Here is an 18843-nt window from a genome sequence, read left to right on the forward strand (position 1 = left end):
AGATTTGCTTGGACAAGCATCATAGTTTCACAAAATTATTCTGATTACAAAATCGAAAACTCAATAATCCTTCTCTTCCTGGCATCTTCATCTTTATTAAAAGTAACCTCTAACCATTTTGTGTCATTATCTTTACTCTATAAATAATGTGTATGAAAATATAAATACTTTACTTAAATTTCTCCAACCTTTTCTTAAATGCTTAAATACTCTTCTTCCTTTTCTTTTTGATTGTGGTACTGATATCTTCATTCCCCTGAAATCGCAATATAAAGACACTTAAACAAAATTCACCTTAGAAATAATTCCCAAAAATTCCCCGAAGCCCTTCTCTATCTAAAACGTTAATGAAATTCCAATATAAAAAAGCATAATTTCTCAGCATAAAATTGAGAAATTATGCTTTTTTTGTTGCTCCATTAATGCGTCCTTTAATAGAGCAACAAAACTGATGTTTTTAATCAATTAATATATGAAAAAATACTTCTTTGATTAAAAAATTCTAATTATTACCAATGTATTTTTCAAGAAAGTCAGCCAACTTAGAATATGCATAAATTTTATTTTTAAGTTTTGAAAACGTATGACCTTCATCTTCTATACGAATAAACGTAATAGGATGATCTCGTTTCTTAAGTTTATTCACAATCTGCTCTGATTCTTCAATCGGGACACGCGGGTCATTAACTCCATGGATCACCATAAGGGGAGAGGTGATATGGTCTGTAAGATTCAATGGATCGATTTGATCAAAAAATTCCCCATCTTCTTCAACCGTTCCATACTCAGTTTCTCTAAACCTCTTCCGCCAAGGACTTGTAGTTTTTAGGAAGGTTCTCAGGCTTGAGATTCCTACGATATCAACCGCAGCCGCCCACAAATCAGGATAGTGACTAATGGCAGAAAGAACCATAAATCCACCATAGCTGCCTCCCATAACCGCTATCTTTCCAGTATCAACATGGATATCTCCTTTAAGCCATTCCACTAAAGAAATTAGATCTTTCAGAGCATCCATCCGTTTACGAACATCATCTAAATGGGTATACGTCTTCCCGTAACCTGTACTGCCGCGAATATTTGGAGCAACCACTGCATAACCGCGGTTTAAAAAATATTGGAAAAGGGGATTGTAAACGGCACGACTTTGACTTTCCGGGCCACCATGAATATATACGACAACCGGCATTTTCTCAGCTGCAGATTTCGGCTTATAGTAAAAGGCAGGGATCTGAAGGTTGTCAAAAGAACGATAGAATATTTGTTCAGGCTCAATTAATTTCCCCTTAAGTATGGGAATGTGAGAAATATGTGTAAGCTGTTCTGCCTTGAGGGTTTCTAGGTCAAGCGCCCATATATCAGATGGGTGTGCAGGCCCGTTAAATATATAGAGGAGCTTTTGGTTTTTTGGTGAAAATTTGAGATTGGAGATCACTCCCATTGGTGTTTCCCATGTATAAAGGGTACTTATATCTAAATCTAGTAAATACCCTTTTGAGATCCCCCCCACATTGACCGTGAAAGCTAATTGATTTTTTTTCTCATTCATGGCTAGCCCTTCAAAATCCCACTCTCCCTGCTCCAGCCAAGTGAATTGTTTAGTAGGTAAATGAATACATGCAAGCCCAAAAAATTCACGGTCTTTATTTGATAATAGATAAAGATGATCTCCATCCTTATTTAAATGGACATCCCTAAAACTTGCTTCTCCTGTATGTTCTGTTATCCAGTTCATACCTCCAGTTAAAAGGGATAACACACCTAAATCATGATCGAGGGGAGAGTTTGTTCTTCTAACCAATAATGAATGCCCATCGGGAAACCATTTCAGAACAGAAAACGCCCCATCTTGCGCAAAAACGAGGCGGATTTCAAGGGTCTCAAGATTCTGGATATAAATATCAAAAAATGCTTGATTTCTTCGATTGCTAGACCAAGCAATCCATTTTCCATCTGGAGAGCTTCCACCATACAAATGAACATATTCTGGGGAGTTTGTCAGGGAGATCAGCTCTCCATCCTTCTTTAATAAGTAAAGTTGTTCCCTCTCATTTCCGGAAACGTCCATCCCAATAATCAAATCCGATGTACCAGTAACATATTTTATGAATGTGATTCCTTCCTTTGTAAAAGAGGATTGGGCAAGCCCCCTATTTTCTCCATCATACTCCCATACCTGTGGCAATCCCGAATAATCACAAATAAAGCTTATCTTTTTTCCATTCGGTTCACATTCAAGATTTTTCACCGTACTAACATGCGCATAAGGATCTAGACTTACTTCATTCATTACATTACCACCCATCATCTATTTTCAAAAAATTATCTACCAAAATAGAGTTCTTTTTGAGCTTTAAATATTTGGTGAATTATTTATTTTCCAAAACATATTTACCCATTCATTATATTTAGACAGAATGATTAACATGCTTTGTTGTGTAAGAAGGCAGGTGTTAATTTCAATAATAAAGAGTTCCCATTTACGGGCGGTTCTGTATTCTCCTTTTATTGAATTAAAGCGCCGGATCGTGTTGCTTAACAAGTGAAACAAACGCTTCTCCATCTTTCTTTTTTGCATTTGACTAAGGCTTTTAGTGATCCCATATAGGACCTCCTTACTTTCAGTTATTGTTTTTCAATATATTAGATATGGGAGAGTATCAATTGGTTTTCATTGAATGATATGATTTTATTTATCTCAAAAAAATGTTCATAAAATGAAAAATGAGCGCTTATCCCTTATTCAAGGATTGCGCCCGATTGTTTGTCAGCACGGTTTCAGCACTTCTTCTATTTCGGCTGTCAGTTTTTCCGGTTCTGTCTGTGGAGCAAAACGCTTTACTACATTCCCTTTTCGGTCCACTAAAAATTTCGTAAAATTCCATTTGACCGCCTGTGACCCTAACGCGCCTTTGGCCTCCTTTTTTATGTATTGATAAAGTGGGTCCGCATTCGCTCCATTTACGTCTACTTTTGCAAACATTGGAAAACTCACATTGTAATTCAAATCGCAAAACTGCTGAATTTCCTCGTTCGTTCCTGGTTCCTGTTGACCGAATTGATTACAAGGAAATCCTAGAATCTCTAATCCTAAATCTCGGTACTTATCATACAGCGCTTGTAACCCCTTATACTGTGGTGTAAAGCCACACTTGCTCGCCGTATTGACGATAAGGACGACTTTTCCTTCGTAACGAGACAACGGCTCTGTCTGACCGTCGATTTTCTTTACTGTAAAGTCATACACACTCATTTTTGCTCACATCCCTTTCAAGGTAACCCTTTATCCTTCACTAACCACTTCCGATACGCCCCACTCGAAGCACACTTCCAATACCTAGAAAGAAAAGTCGTGAATTTATGTCTTACCTCATAATAAAATTTCTTCAATCGAAGTTAATTATCCTTCTTAATCTATACAGCCAGTTACCTTCAGTACGTTTCTTCACAATCTCTATGCGGATTATCATAAAAATCTGCAGAGAGATTCCGATATCTTCATTTATAAGCTCATTAATCATCAAAAATAATAATTTTTTGAAAAAAGTGTTAACATTTCTATTAATAATATTTATAATACTTGTATACAAGTCTACTTGTATTAAAATTGAGAAGGTGAATCCATGAAAGAATCCAGAGAAAATCTATATCCGGAAAAATGGCTTTCTAAGGCATCAACCGGTGATCGGATTGCATACGAGCTAAGAATGCGGATCATTTCGGGCGCTATTGAAAGCGGTACCATCCTATCAGAGAATAAATTGGCTGCAGATTTTTCAGTAAGCCGGTCACCGGTTCGGGATGCACTAAAAATACTTGCTGCTGAGAATATCATCCAGTTAGAAAGAATGGGTGCTGTTGTCCTCGGCTTAACAGAAAAGGAAATAGAAGAAATTTATGATGTCCGTTTGTTAATCGAAACATTTGTTTTTGAACGGCTAGTAAGAATAGAAGTAACCGAGCTAACAAAGGAACTTAGCAAAATTTTGGAAATGATGAAAGTTGCCATCAAATACCAAGATGCAGATGAGTTTTCCTATCAGGATATTCTGTTCCATGAAACGATTATTCGAGCTATTAATCATTCCCACATCCTGATGATTTGGAATAATTTAAAACCTGTGATGGAAAGCTTTATTCTTCTTTCCATGCGAATGCGTTTTAACGAAAAGTACGATGATTTCCCACGTATCATCAACAATCATAAATTATATATTGAAGCAATCAAAACAAAAGACCGAGCCCTTATGATTAAGTCCTTGCACCAAAACTTTGATGATGTTCAAGGCAAGGTTGAAGACCTGTGGAGGTCACAACAAATGCTTTCTGAAGGAGTAGAACAAGATAATGACTAACTTTATGTTAGGAATCGATATAGGAACAACGAGCACAAAAGCTGTTTTGTTCAGTGAAAACGGCAAAGTTATTCAACAGGAGAATATCGGTTACCCACTTTACACTCCTGATATCTCAACTGCTGAACAAAACCCGGAAGAAATCTTTCAAGCTGTTTTGAAAGCGATTTCGAATATCACAATACAACATCCTGAAAAACAGATCATGTTTATCTCGTTTAGCAGTGCGATGCATAGCGTCATTGCCATGGATGAAAATGATCAGCCGCTCACTTCCTGTATCACATGGGCGGATAATCGCAGTGAAGCATGGGCCCATAAAATCAAAGATGAATTGAATGGCCATGAAGTCTACAGACGAACAGGAACACCGATCCACCCGATGTCGCCATTAGCCAAAATTGCTTGGATTGTAAATGAGCACCCCGACATCGCGACAAAGGCAAAGAAGTATATCGGAATAAAAGAATATGTCTTCAAAAAATTGTTTAATCAATATACAGTCGATTTTTCCCTTGCTTCAGCAATGGGGATGATGGATCTCAAAACATTGGACTGGGATGACGAAGCATTAACAATTGCCGGAATTACAAGAGAACAATTATCTGAACTTGTCCCGACAACGAAAATATTTAAAAACTGCCATCCGGATTTTGCCCAGCTAATGGGGATTGAACCACAAACCCCGTTTGTCATTGGAGCCAGTGATGGCGTGCTCTCAAATCTCGGGGTCAATGCAATCAGAAAAGGTGAAATTGCCGTCACAATTGGGACAAGCGGTGCCATCCGAACGATTATTGATGAACCGCAAACGGATGAAAAAGGAAGGATTTTCTGCTACGCCTTAACCGAAAAGCATTGGGTCATTGGTGGGCCTGTCAATAATGGTGGGATGGTTCTTCGCTGGATTCGCGATGAGCTAGCCTCAGCAGAAGTGGAAACAGCAAAGCGATTAGGTATTGATCCGTACGAGGTGTTAACGAAAATTGCCGGAGGCGTTAGGCCAGGATCTGATGGATTGCTATTCCACCCTTACTTGGCAGGTGAACGTGCACCATTATGGAATCCTGACGTACGCGGTTCCTTTTTCGGCCTAACAATGTCCCATAAAAAAGAACATATGATTCGTGCTGTCTTAGAAGGTGTCATTTACAATTTATACACGGTATTTCTAGCATTAACTGAATGCATGGATGGACCTGTTACCCGGGTTCAAGCGACAGGGGGCTTCGCAAGGTCAGAGGTTTGGCGGCAAATGGTAGCCGACATCTTTGAATCTGAAGTGGAGGTACCCGAAAGCTATGAGAGTTCCTGTCTCGGTGCCTGTATTTTAGGACTTTATTCATTCGGAAAAATTGAAGCATTTGAAGTGGCTTCTCACATGATTGGCAGCACTTACAAGCATACGCCTGAAGGAGGTGCTGTTAAAGAATACCAGCAATTATTGCCGATTTTTATTAATTTATCCCACGTATTAACAGAAGATTATACACGGATTTCAGCGTATCAAAGACGCTTACCGCACTCAACAAAATAACGAATGGGAGGCAATTAAATGCCATTACTTATTGTAGCAATTGGAATTTTAGCATTATTACTTTTAATAATGGGTTTAAAGTTAAATACCTTTATTTCATTAATTATTGTTTCATTTGGTGTTGCATTAGCCCTTGGTATGCCACTAGGGGAAATTGTTAAAACGATTGAAGCCGGATTAGGTGGTACACTTGGGCACTTAGCGTTAATTTTTGGACTTGGTGCGATGCTAGGAAAATTAATAGCAGATTCAGGTGGCGCACAACGAATTGCCATGACCCTTGTGAATAAATTCGGTGAGAAAAATATTCAATGGGCAGTTGTTGCAGCATCTTTTATCATCGGGGTTGCATTATTCTTCGAAGTAGGATTAGTATTATTAATTCCAATCGTCTTTGCCATTTCAAGACAATTAAATGTTTCAATTCTGTATCTTGGCATTCCGATGACAGCAGCATTATCTGTCACACATGGATTCCTGCCTCCTCACCCGGGCCCGACTGTCATTTCCGGTGAATATGGGGCAAACATTGGGGAAGTTCTACTTTACGGTTTTATTATATCCATTCCAACTGTTATTATTGCTGGTCCTATTTTTACAAAGCTTGCAAAAAAACTTGTTCCAGAATCTTTTACGAAGATGGGCAATATTGCTTCATTAGGTGAGCAAAAATCATTTAAGCTTGAAGACACACCAGGGTTTGGCATCAGTGTATTTACTGCCATTCTTCCTGTTATTTTAATGGCGATTGCAACCATTATTACATTGCTTCAAAAAACATTAGGATTTGAAGATAATTCGTTCTTGGCAGCCATCCGTTTTATTGGGGATGCTGGCACAGCGATGTTAATCTCTTTACTAGTTGCCATCTATACGATGGGCATTGCAAGAAAGATTCCAATCAAGACTATAATGGATTCATGTTCAACAGCCATTTCACATATCGGGATGATGCTGTTAATTATCGGGGGCGGCGGTGCCTTCAAACAAGTATTAATAAATGGCGGTGTTGGTGACTACGTTGCCGTAATGTTCAAAGACACTTCCATGTCCCCAATCTTACTTGCGTGGATCATCGCAGCTATCTTAAGAATTGCCCTAGGCTCTGCGACTGTTGCTGCATTAACTACTGCTGGATTGGTAATTCCAATGTTAGGACAAACGGACGTGAACCTCGCATTAGTTGTACTGGCAACCGGTGCAGGCAGCTTAATCGCTTCTCACGTAAACGATGCAGGCTTCTGGATGTTCAAAGAGTATTTTGGCTTAAGCATGAAAGAAACCTTTGCAACTTGGACATTGCTTGAAACTATTATTTCAGTTGCTGGATTAGGATTTGTTTTATTGCTAAGTTTAATAGTATAACCTGCTTTTGAAAAAAGGTCGGACCCTCAATGCTAATACACTTTAGCATCGAGGATCTGACCTGTTACCATTTTTGTCACAAAAGGAGAGTAATAAAGTTGAATACAATTGGTGTTATTGGTTTGGGAGTAATGGGCAGTAATATCGCTTTAAATATGGCAAGTCACGGTGAGCAGGTTGCTGTCTATAATTATACTCCGGATCTAACCGATCAGCTGGTTCAAAAAAGTAACGGTCAGCCCATCCATCCGTACTATGAAATTCAAGATTTTGTTCAATCACTAGAATCCCCAAGGAAAGTCTTCCTGATGGTCACAGCTGGAAGTCCCATCGATTCTGTGATCCATTCATTGGTTCCTTTTCTTGATACAGGAGATATCATCATGGACGGCGGCAATTCCCATTATGAAGATACTGCTCGCAGATATGATGAGTTAAAGTCTAAGGGAATTGGTTATCTTGGAATTGGGATTTCAGGCGGGGAAGTCGGGGCCTTGACAGGTCCTTCCATCATGCCAGGCGGGGATAAGCAAGTATATGAACAGGCAGCTTCGATTCTTACAAAAATAGCAGCCCAAGTAGATGGTCAACCTTGCTGTACGTATATTGGCCCTAAAGGTGCAGGGCACTTTGTAAAGATGGTCCATAATGGAATTGAGTATGCCGATATGCAGCTGATTGCTGAGGCCTATACTTTTTTAAGAGAAAAGTTAGGTTTATCTGTTGATGAAATTGCCGACATCTTCGAGTCATGGAATCAAGGTGAACTAAAAAGTTATTTAATCGAGATTACTGCAGAGATCTTAAGAAAAAGGGATGAAATAACCGGTTCGCCTCTGATTGATGTGATTCTTGATAAAGCAGGGCAAAAAGGCACTGGTAAATGGACAAGCATCCAAGCCATTGATAACGGAATTCCAGCTTCCATTATTACGGAGGCATTGTTCGCGCGTTACATCTCTTCTTTAAAAGAAGAAAGGGTTTTTGCAAAAGAATTCTTGTCGGATCCTGAAATTGATAAGCCGAATTTAGATAAAGAAGTTTGGATTGAGCACGTTAGACAAGCATTATATTTAGGGAAGGTTTGCGCTTACGCTCAAGGATTTACACAATATAAAATGACGTCTGAACTGTTTGAATGGAATTTGCCTTTAAAGGACATTGCGCTCATCTTCCGCGGCGGCTGCATCATTCGTGCGGAATTTTTAAACGTAATAAGTGAAGTCTATGAAACACAGCCAAATTTGGCTAATTTATTAATCGCTCCTCATTTCGCCGAAAAAGTGAAAGAGTATCAAATGGGACTACGAAAAGTTGTCTGTGAGGGCATTACTTCCGGAATTGCATTTCCATGTTTAAGTGCATCGATTTCTTATTTGGATAGTTATCGGACAGACATTTCAAATGCTAATCTGTTGCAAGCACAAAGAGATTATTTTGGGGCCCACACTTATGAACGACGTGACTTAGCAGGAGTCTTTCACACAAATTGGAATGATTGATTTCGCATCAGCAGAAAAAAGGTACCAGACCCCCAATGAGTTTTAGGATCTCACTGGGGGTCTAGAACCAGAAACTATCTTCTCCCTCGATTTAATATATTATTTTGTATCCTTTATTTGAATTAGGTCAGAATTAAATACTTTAAATCTGTTTTTTATAATATCAGCTTCCTGTGTCTTTGCTTTTTTGATAGTCGTTCCTAGACAGAAAAGAAAGGAAACGTAAAAGAAAACCCATCAGCATATTATACTGTACATCCATACGTTAATCTATTGCTGCTGATGAAGCAGCTGCTTGGTCAGCCTTCACACAATCAATTGCAACAACGATCGCAATAATGATAGCTTCCATTTCTTCATTCAATATTTGAACCTTATAACTATCGCCCCAAGTGAACCACTCCTTAGTCACTTTACCGACAACTTTCCCATGCTGTAAAACCTGAAAATCCATATCCAACCAATTACCTTGTACTTCAATGCCTGCCGCATCAATCGTATAACGTGCTTTAAAGAAAGAAAACTCTTTCTTAATCGTTAACACCTCTCGGCCATTCACCTCAACAAAAAACTTCGGTAAAAAGCTAAACATCTTTTTCGTAATAAGCGCAACTTCATCTCTTTTTGTATTCATAATGGAGAATGTCTTTGGGATCTGCATAAAACTGCCCTCCACATAATAAACATCCTTCTCCTGTTGGTCCTTTACCGTAAATTTGCCACTTAGACTAAATACCTTCTGTTTAATATATAGTTGCTTCATGCTATGCCTCCTTGATGTAGCATATTAATTAAAATATATTATGTTTTGTCTTACTGCTAATCATAGCATTATCAACAGAAGTGTGCTTTCTTAAATAGTTTTCAGCTAACTCTGCTGCCTTGTCGAGTCAGGTAAATCATTCACCGCAATTTGATAAAAAGGGTTCTTCTCGCAAAAGTATTTTATGGTATGATGTTTAGGTTGTGTATATACTATGTGACACATTTACATTCATCTATGAAAAGAGGTATTTATGCACCCTACAAAATTATCAAAGCGACATTGGTTGCTTATCTTAACACTTACTTTATTAACATTTGTTCTTGGGACAAGCGAATTTGTCATTGTCGGAATCTTAACCGATATTTCCTCAAGCCTTCATATTACAAATGCAAAAGCAGGTACACTCGTTTCTACGTTTGCCATTACGTTTGCCATCGCCACACCACTAGTAATGTCAGCAACAAGTCATTTTCCAAAGCGTAGATGGATGTTGTTTTTGATCGGATCTTTCATAGTCCTGAATGCATTATGTGTAATCTCGTCGAGCTACATCATGCTCCTCACCCTTCGAATGATGACAGCGATTGTTACAGGCGTTTTAATTTCACTCGCCATGATAGTTGCGAGTGAAACGATGCCGATTCAAAAACGCGGACTCGCGATATCATTCGTTTTCGGTGGGTTCACACTGGCAAATGTCGTTGGAGTGCCAATTGGTACAGTCATCGCAGATTGGTATAGCTGGAATGCCACTTTCATGTTAACGACTCTTCTAGGAGGATTAGCATTTTTAGCATCCTTTTTCGTCTTGCCTAATGGACTCAGCCAAATACGGAGTTCGATACGGGATCAGTTTTCTTTATTGACCAAGCCACGAATTTTGATGGCTTTTTTCATTCCAGCTCTCGGATTTGGTGCAACATATGTTGTCTTTACGTACCTTGTTCCTATCTTAAAAGGAATGGAAGCACCAAATAACTCCATTAGTTTAATCTTATTTGGTTACGGAATTATTTCGATTTTCAGCAATATCCTCGCTGGTAAAATTGCCAGCCACAATGCAATCGGCCGCCTTCGGTTTGTTTTTCTTGTACAGGCAGTGGTGCTAGCAAGTTTATTTTGGACGACTCAAAACTTCGTTGTAGGGTTATCCAACATCGGCTTAATGTCATTAATGGCGATTATGTTAACAACATCGACACAGCTTTATTTAATTGATCTTGCTGGCATTTATCAGCCAAAAGCAACAGGGCTCGCCGCTTCACTGATGCCAGTAGCAAGCAACGTAGGTATCGCTTTCGGTTCAGCTCTAGGAGGAATGGTGTATCATCAAGGAAATTTAATGAATGTCACATGGGTTGGTGGAATCGTGGCAGTCTGTGCTTGTCTCCTAACATGCTTTAGTCATCGTTTAGACGAAAAACAAAAGAAATTAGCATAAACACACAAGAAAGGGCCAGTCCCCAATTAACCCAAGCTATCAATTTCTACGAAAGTCAGCTTCTCCTATGGTGGAAAAGAAAGGCATTAACCTTTTCTTTTCCACCAACAGGAAGCCATGGAATCTTAACAACGGAATATAAGTAGGTCCCAGAACTTATGATTTATTTGTTAACTTCACAACAGATGAATAGGGTTTCTTCTCTTTTTGTATTCTCATAATACTCTGTTCATTAAGTAAACCAATAATTTTTTCAAGGTGATCAAGATCCCTGACCACAATAAAACTTGGCTGGAATAGTCTATTTTTTAAATGAAATGTCAATTTATATGCATTGTTCACTCGAGAATCAAGCCCATAAAGCTCATGCCAACGAATTACTTTTTCTGTTTCATAGTACTTTATTTGATCTGAAGAATAGAATTTTCCATGAAGGATTAGACCATTTGGTAAAATAAACAGATTTCCGCGATGCTTTATTGCACTAATGATTGTGAAAAACAAATAGGCAAAACTAAAGAAGGAGGATCCCAACCAGTCAGTTGAAATGACAATTATTAAAAGCACTGTTAACAATACAAGAGCAATCATGGTGCCCCATTTTACATATTGATAAGATTTCGTGTGCTTTGTTAAAGGCTCCATCTCTTTCCACTCAGTTGGCAGGAGGATACTACTAAACTCATGTTCTTTTTTGGGAAAGAGCGCATCTTTAGAGCAATCAGCTGCTTTCTTTAGATTTAATCGATATTTGATTAAATAAATGACTCCTAGAACAAATAACACCGTAAATATGATGTTCATCACTTCTTAATTACTCCTCCTTCTCTCTTTCCTTTTTCTTCACCCATTATTCCAAAGAAATTTTTACAACATCATCTAAATATTTCGTTGTACTATATCCATAAATCTCCAGACTCTTAGGATTTACATTTTTACCTTGGAACCGAACGCTTTGAACTGTAGATAAATGACGGGGCTGCTCGATTTCCTCATATGGGACCGGCATATTATTTATTTCGTATACTACCCCGTTTTTATCAACAATTACTCCTTCAGAATTCATATCTATAAAACTCGATTCATTTACAATATTGAATTGAAGCCACTCATACTCCCGATTCTCAACCTCATGATTACTTAGCACAAAATTCGTAGAGTCGCCAACTTCCATCCTATCTATGGAAATTGTACTTCCCGCATATTCAAAAGTATGAGGGTATTCTCTAATATCGTCCAATTCGATGATAAATGTATCTTCAACCGTTAAATTAGCAGATTTAAATTGAACATGAACCTCTTTCGGTTTTTCTCCAAAAAGAGGGTCAAAGTGTGTTTGATAAGTTGCCCAATTCACGTCTTGCTGTGAATGCCAAAAAGAGCTGCCATACATTTGAGCTTTTATTTTTTTATTGTTCACTTCTAGATTGTTAATATTAAGAGAGTCTATCCGCTTCACTATTCGTTCATTATTAATACCAAATTGCAGAATCGTTGTAGTTGGAGCAATGATGAGTTTATCAAATCGAAGGGGAATTCCTTCAATTTCTGTTACTTCATCATCCAATGCATATTCGGTGGAAGGCCGTTTTGTTACTGGTATCTCGAAGCTCCACTCGCCTGTTTTATTTTCAATATTATCGTAATTCCAATAACCAGAGCGCCCAGAGGAATCACGAATTAATTTCTGAAGCTTCGTGATCGTGAGTTTGATTGTCCCGCTCTCCTCTTTAAGTGGCAACAGACTCATCTTCCCTTTAAACACGTTCTTTTCTTTGTTATTTATATCCGATTCAAGGTCAGGAGGATAGAACCTTGGATACGTTTCACGGCTCATGATTTCATACTCGTTCTCTACAAAAACCCCATCACCATAACCAAAATTCATCACAAATTGATTATCTTCACCTGTATCTTCTATTTCATAAATAACAAGCGTCTGAACATCATCAGCAATTACGCTCTTAATCTTCACCTTCACCCCGTCGTCTTCCGCTTCCAGATTCAGCCTTTTACCGAGGTCCTGCTGTAGAAAATAACGCAATTCCGGATCTTCTTCTGTCCATGTATAGTAGACGTAGGCAAACGCCCCTGTAAAGAAACCTACACCCATCAATAATGCGAATACACTAGCAAAAACAAGTCCCATTCTTTTACGTTTCTTGTTCTTCTGTTGTCTGTGGATTTCTTTTTCAGTCAGCCTAGCTCTAACCTTCTCCATAAAACCATATGGCACATGCAAATCTTCTATTAGATTAGTAAGATCCAACATCGTTAACATGACATCCTGAAAGGCAGCCAGATCCTCCTGACAATCTTGACAATGATAAATATGTATTTCGAAATCAATCTTTTTCTGTCGATCCATCGCTCGTTCTAAGTAATCGATGTAATCCTTTTTATATTCCTTACAGCCATTAAAGGTTGATTCAGGCCTCATTTCATTTCTAAGAGACTGGATTCCTGAAGCCAAAAGTTCTTTCATCTTTTCCGCTGACACTTGGAGAAGATGTGCCGCTTCCTCCTGAGAGAATTCTTGTATATATGTTAGGACCATGGCTTCTCTCTCGGACTCCTTCAATTGATCAAGTGCTTTAAATAACTCCTGCCTTGGTTCACTGTCCTCTGAAGCTTGTAAACTTCTATCACCCGAAAGCTCCCGACAGTTATATATGAAAATGGATGTACCCCATGTTTCGAATGGTGTTTTATTCTTATATCGAGGCCATTCCTTTTGGACTTGTATTATGGACCGGTAAAAAAGCTCTTCCATTTGCTTTTGATTACTAAGATAGGACCAGCCAAGTATATAAAACGATTGTTTGTGCTGATCGAACCAATCGACTATGGATTCCACGTCTTTTTCTCTTATTGTAGTGGTAGAAATGGGATTTGTTTTTGCTGGAATCATAAACATGTTCCCCCCTTTTATCCGCGTGTCATTAACATTATATATGTGTTCCTGATAATTTGATCCGCAACCTTTGTATAAATTTCAGGTGAAAGCTAGTAATTTTTATAAATAAATTACAATTATTATAAAATAATGGTTCATATATAGAATATCAAACTTCGAATTAGTTCGTAAGACTGCTTGTATTTTTATCTCAACAGATTAAATATTATTTTTTCAAAACAGAAAAACCCCCTATAGGTAATAGTGTATCATCTACAATTTTTCTTGTAGCCTTTTTACACTATCCACATATAGGGGCTAAAATCAAGGAAACCCTTTCAAACAATTGTTCAGCTTTTACTAAGATTTTTGTTGCAACCTTTATGCTCGTTAAGGTGGGTGCTGTTTTGGAAAAAAACTCATTTACTTATGATACGGTTCACCTATGCTTTTCTAGTACAGCAACCTTCATCTAGCTATCTAATGTACTCAAATCTGCTAAAGATAATCGACTAACTACATCATAACGATTCCCTTCCCCTCTAGGGTTTATAATAACTGTCCCCATATTAGGTATTTGACCTAAACCGACCCCTTCCGGGAAACTGTGAGCAACAATAACCTTATTTCTCCCCACTTCTGGAATTGTTTCAAAATAAGACTTAAGATTATATAAAATTCTTTGTCTATCACTACTAGGTAAATTTCCACTCAACCAATTTACCTCAACCCAAAAAGGATTAACTTGAACATTATGACTTCCAAATGCTAACTGTGCTGTTTCTATTGTCCTGCAAAAAGGACTTGTCGAAACAGGGTATTCAATCGGAATTTGTAAATATCGAAGAATTTCTCCATAGTAAATAGCCTGCCTACGTCCCTTTTCAGAAAGATTTCTTTGGGTTAAACAGTTTTGAAAGTTTAAATAGGGTAAATCTCTTCCAACGGTCGCTTCCCCATGCCTTGCATATAATATAAATCCTCCAGTTCTAATGGAATTTAGTAACGATCTATTCAAAGTATTTTTCTCCTTTCATATAAACATCCTATTTACTGCTAATGTATGACATGGGTTCTTAATCAGTTAAAAAAAAACAAACAGGAATAATTAATACCTTTTCCCGTTTGTTTTAAGCATAGATTTATACTGTTGCAAAGCCACGCGTGTGATTGGAAAACTAACTTTTCCATCAGATTCAATTTTAATAAAAATCCAGTCTTGATAAAGTTTCTTTATTTATTAGAATTTCTACCCTCTGTTTTACCACTATTTATGATAAGGTTCACCGTAACATATTAAAGTGAGGTTTTTTCTGTTTCTTGCAATAATGGGGAGTCGATTTAGCTACTCCTCCTATAGAATTGTTAATACGACAATTCTTAGTATATATGTTAAAATTAATAGTTTTTACACCCATTAAATTTTTGTAGCAAGGAAATCAAAATATTGCTTAAATTTATCACATTGGTTTTTCCATGTCCAATTCTGTATTTGTATTAAGTTTTCTTCAGACAGTTCCTTTAGCAGTGCTGGTTGTTTGTAGATTTTTAATATAGCCTGTTGCAAGGCCTCTATTGAACGATCCTTCAATATGAACTCCTTCTGCTTAGGGCCTAACACTTGTGGAACAATCCCTACATTGGTTGAGATTACTGGAACACCACAAGCCATGGCTTCCAAAATAGGGTTAGGTGTCCCTTCTATTTCTGACATACAGACTAAAATATCGATATTAGAATAGTAGTGAACCATTTCATGGTGAGGAACAATGCGTTCATTACTATCGCAATACTGTCCTGTAATGCGATAGCCTAAATCTTCGAATTGTGCCACCGCAGGCTTCACTATGGTTCGAAACCCTTTGAAGTCCTTTTTTTTCGGTCCCCATTTACTATTTCCCACCCAACCGATTTTCAATGTTTTTTTTTGAGTGTTAAACCTCTCTAATCCGATAGGATAGAAAATATCAGGGTCAACTCCATCTTCAATAACCATTAGTGGTTTCGGATACTCTTTAATATTATTATAGATATTCCAAAGGGACCTGGAGGAGACATAATAATAAGCAGAATGGAAAAGATTTTTTCTTTTACGTATTTCCCTTTTTTTCAAAAACAAATGATCATAAACACAAGTCGATAAAACCTTTTCCTCTAGGAATTTTTCAGCACCTTCAGCTGATAATAATGTTGGAATCATATCTCTCCAGAAAATATGGATAATGTCAAAATCCTCTATTTCGCTAAATAATTTACTGTAATTCCAATCCAATTCTTTCATTGAAAACAATCTAAAATCAAAGAAGCTGTTTAAGTTCTTCTCAATTTGTCGCATAATATTGCCAAACGCCCAATAATCAACGTCGGCGATTAAAGCAATCTTTATTTTTTGCTGTTTTTCATTCAAAACGAGCCACTCTTTTCCCTTATCTATAGAGTTGTTTTTTTCCTTCACCCATTGAATAACAGTAGGTGTTAATATCTTATAACCATATTTTTTTTCAAGATAAAGAGCTGAGGCCTCTATAACCTTCGAAGAGTATCTTTGTTTTTCATAGTCTAAATCAGTTGTATTATTTTTTTCGATTGTATGGTCGTGTACTAAATGAAACGAACATATATTGCCAATCCGAAGCCCTTCTCTAAAAAGACGGATTGAAAAGTCTAAATCCTCAAATCCAATAAACATTTGCTCGTCATAGCCACCTAACCGTTGAAATGTACTTTTTCTGAAAATAGAAGCGCCACCAAAAAGGAAATTTGATAAAAAAGGCTTGGTTAAATATTTTTTATTAATATTTTCAATTTTAGTTTGTTTGAAGCAAGTACCGGCTCCAAGTGCAACATGGTTGTCATAAGGAGTTATATAAAGATGGCCGCCTAAAGCATCGATTCTCTTTTCATTAGATTTTAATAGGGGTAAGTTCAGGAAATGGCACCCAAGTGTTTGAAGGGTTTCACGTAGCGGATCTAATGGATCGCTGATGAAATAGATATCATTATCTAAACACATAACCCAATCAGTGTTGATATGATCTAGCGCACGATTCCTCGCACCAGCGACCCCATAATTACAACCAAGCTCTACGATTTTTATATTAAAACGAAGATTGGTACACTCGCTTTTTAATTCCTCTAATTGTTCGGGACTTGATCCATTATCAACTATTAACAAGTCTCCCTTAAATCGTGGGATATAGTTTTCTACGGATTTTAATAGCCTCTTCGACATAGTAACTCTATTTAAAGATAAAAAAGTTATCGTCAAATTTTCGCCATTGGGACCTATATTATTATCTGCTGATAATAAATGGCTTAATGGACTGCTAAAGTAACTTAACTTGTTTACTCCTTTGTTAAGACCAGACATTAAGTCAACTCCTTAATTAAAAAAAAGATATAAATACTCAATATTTAAATGTAACCAACTGAGTCCCGCAAAGGATTTTGAAGATATTTTTTATAAGTGATGAATTGCCAGGCAGGAGAAATTCTCTAAGATGTTAAAACAAATTTGTCCAATTTTTGTGCATATGCCGACTAAAGATTGATGGGAAGGAGTGTTCCAAATATCTTATGAAAACCAGAAACCCCTTGTAAAGGACGCTTACCCATATTTAACAAATTTTGGACCTATATACTATTAAACAACGAAAGTTTAAATTCCATTCCTGGATTTCTTGTCTATGTTATTAAATAGCTGACATGGATAGTTCCAAAATTTAAAAATCTTTTTAAGAAGAAAGGTATCCGTTCAAGTGAAATTAAATTTAATCATTAATTAACTTAAAAGGACTATCATCCTATTTTTTCAATCATCATACATAACTAACACATTTAAATTTAAAACCAATAATATATAATAAATAACAGCTTATGAGGTGAATGAATGGAGAAAGTTTTGGTTAGTGGCGGTGCGGGTTTTATTGGATCCCACATTGTCGATCTACTAGTCAAGGAAGGTTATGAGCCTATTATTATTGATAATCTTTCGACCGGAACAACAAGTAACTTACTATCCAATTTAAAATTTTATCATGTTGATATCACATCTCCGGACTTAGAAATGATTTTTGAAAAAGAGAAGCCATCCTATGTAATTCATCTTGCCGCTCAAGTAGACGTCGAAAAATCCATTAAAAATCCATCGAGAGATGCGGAAATTAATATTTTAGGTACAATTCGTTTGTTGACATATTGTTATCAATTTAATATAAAAAAGATCATTTTTTCTTCCTCATGTGCTGTATATGGAAATACTCCTCATTATGGCATTACAGAATTATTCCCAGTGCAGCCACTCTCATTTTATGCTATATCCAAATATGCGTCGGAAATGTATATTAAGCTTTTTTATGATCTGTATGGACTTCCATTTACTATTCTACGATACGCAAATGTCTATGGCCCGCGACAAAATTCAAAAGGTGAAGGGGGAGTTGTCTCCATTTTTTTAAATAAACTTTTCAAGAATGAAGATGTCAACATATATGGGGACGGGGAACAAACTCGTGATTTTGTTTACGTAAAGGATGTGGCAGCAGCTAATTTACTATCGCTGAAAAAAGGAGATAATGAAATTATTAATATTGGTTTAAACTCAAAAACTAGCATTAATAAACTCTATCATCTATGTAAAACAATGATTACAAATCCACCTGTTTACCCGATTTATCTACCAGCACGTAAAGGAGATATTAAACATAGTGCATTGGATCATACGAAAGCCATTGAAATACTTGGCTGGAAGCCTAAATATGATTTACTACAAGGCTTATCTGAAACAATTAAAATCTTTGATGCAGAGAACCAAGGGCTTAACTAACTTTTAAGTATCTCTTTTATCAAAATTGGTCAATGCATAGAGAATAATTTATACAACAAAATGTTAGATATAGCTATGGGAAGTATTATAATGAAAAATATGACAAACCCTTTTTTGTATACCAGCTATCCAAAAGGAAATCAAAGAGTGTAGAGA

General features: G+C 37.0%; 13 protein-coding genes. 6 read left to right on the forward strand and 7 right to left on the reverse strand.

Going from position 1 to position 18843, the window contains the following annotated elements:
* Positions 1 to 502: 502 nt before the first annotated feature.
* Positions 503 to 2290 carry a S9 family peptidase gene (locus V7122_RS19580; protein ID WP_335528463.1) on the reverse strand — a complete coding sequence of 596 codons (1788 nt, stop codon included), beginning with the start codon at positions 2288 to 2290 and terminating at the stop codon, positions 503 to 505.
* Between the two features lie 477 nt (positions 2291 to 2767).
* Positions 2768 to 3253 (reverse strand): glutathione peroxidase, encoded by a 486-nt coding sequence (locus V7122_RS19585; protein ID WP_335353415.1) that lies wholly within the window; start codon positions 3251 to 3253, stop codon positions 2768 to 2770.
* Positions 3254 to 3623: 370 nt separating this feature from the next.
* Between V7122_RS19585 and V7122_RS19590 the strand changes: the two genes are divergently transcribed.
* The 4 genes from V7122_RS19590 (at position 3624) to gnd (ending at position 8759) form a co-directional block, all read left to right on the forward strand.
* Positions 3624 to 4355: a GntR family transcriptional regulator gene (locus tag V7122_RS19590; RefSeq protein ID WP_335346517.1), complete on the forward strand. Its 732-nt coding sequence runs from the start codon at positions 3624 to 3626 to the stop codon at positions 4353 to 4355.
* Positions 4348 to 5892, forward strand: coding sequence for a gluconokinase (gene gntK, locus V7122_RS19595; protein WP_335528466.1), 1545 nt, complete (start codon positions 4348 to 4350; stop codon positions 5890 to 5892). The genes V7122_RS19590 and gntK overlap by 8 nt, the downstream gene beginning before the upstream one ends.
* An 18-nt stretch (positions 5893 to 5910) precedes the next feature.
* On the forward strand, positions 5911 to 7257 hold the full coding sequence (locus tag V7122_RS19600; RefSeq protein WP_335346515.1) for a GntP family permease: 1347 nt from the start codon (positions 5911 to 5913) through the stop codon (positions 7255 to 7257).
* Positions 7258 to 7355: 98 nt separating this feature from the next.
* The gene (gene gnd, locus V7122_RS19605; RefSeq protein ID WP_335346514.1) at positions 7356 to 8759 is read left to right on the forward strand and encodes a decarboxylating NADP(+)-dependent phosphogluconate dehydrogenase; all 1404 of its coding nucleotides are present in this window, start codon (positions 7356 to 7358) and stop codon (positions 8757 to 8759) included.
* Positions 8760 to 9024: 265 nt separating this feature from the next.
* Here gnd and V7122_RS19610 read toward each other — a convergent pair whose 3' ends face one another.
* Positions 9025 to 9522, reverse strand: a complete 498-nt coding sequence (locus V7122_RS19610; protein ID WP_335346513.1) for an LURP-one-related/scramblase family protein — start codon at positions 9520 to 9522, stop codon at positions 9025 to 9027.
* Between the two features lie 253 nt (positions 9523 to 9775).
* Between V7122_RS19610 and V7122_RS19615 the strand changes: the two genes are divergently transcribed.
* Positions 9776 to 10966 (forward strand): MFS transporter, encoded by a 1191-nt coding sequence (locus V7122_RS19615; RefSeq protein WP_335353416.1) that lies wholly within the window; start codon positions 9776 to 9778, stop codon positions 10964 to 10966.
* A 156-nt stretch (positions 10967 to 11122) separates the two neighbouring features.
* Here V7122_RS19615 and V7122_RS19620 read toward each other — a convergent pair whose 3' ends face one another.
* The 4 genes from V7122_RS19620 to V7122_RS19635 all read right to left on the reverse strand — a co-directional run bounded on the left by V7122_RS19620 (position 11123) and on the right by V7122_RS19635 (position 17232).
* The gene (locus V7122_RS19620; RefSeq protein ID WP_335346520.1) at positions 11123 to 11770 is read right to left on the reverse strand and encodes a hypothetical protein; all 648 of its coding nucleotides are present in this window, start codon (positions 11768 to 11770) and stop codon (positions 11123 to 11125) included.
* A 46-nt stretch (positions 11771 to 11816) separates the two neighbouring features.
* Entirely contained in the window at positions 11817 to 13877 is a 2061-nt protein-coding gene (locus V7122_RS19625) for a DUF4179 domain-containing protein (RefSeq protein ID WP_335528469.1), read from the reverse strand.
* Between the two features lie 457 nt (positions 13878 to 14334).
* Positions 14335 to 14880 carry a histidine phosphatase family protein gene (locus V7122_RS19630; RefSeq protein WP_335346510.1) on the reverse strand — a complete coding sequence of 182 codons (546 nt, stop codon included), beginning with the start codon at positions 14878 to 14880 and terminating at the stop codon, positions 14335 to 14337.
* 399 nt (positions 14881 to 15279) lie between these two features.
* Positions 15280 to 17232 (reverse strand): glycosyltransferase, encoded by a 1953-nt coding sequence (locus V7122_RS19635; RefSeq protein WP_335489215.1) that lies wholly within the window; start codon positions 17230 to 17232, stop codon positions 15280 to 15282.
* Between the two features lie 519 nt (positions 17233 to 17751).
* On the opposite strand from V7122_RS19635, the gene V7122_RS19640 reads away from it, so the two are divergent.
* The gene (locus V7122_RS19640; protein ID WP_335355581.1) at positions 17752 to 18687 is read left to right on the forward strand and encodes an NAD-dependent epimerase/dehydratase family protein; all 936 of its coding nucleotides are present in this window, start codon (positions 17752 to 17754) and stop codon (positions 18685 to 18687) included.
* The last annotated feature ends 156 nt before the right edge of the window (positions 18688 to 18843 follow it).

It is taken from the genome of Bacillus sp. JJ1532 (assembly GCF_036965085.1).
Lineage (GTDB): Bacteria > Bacillota > Bacilli > Bacillales > Cytobacillaceae > Cytobacillus.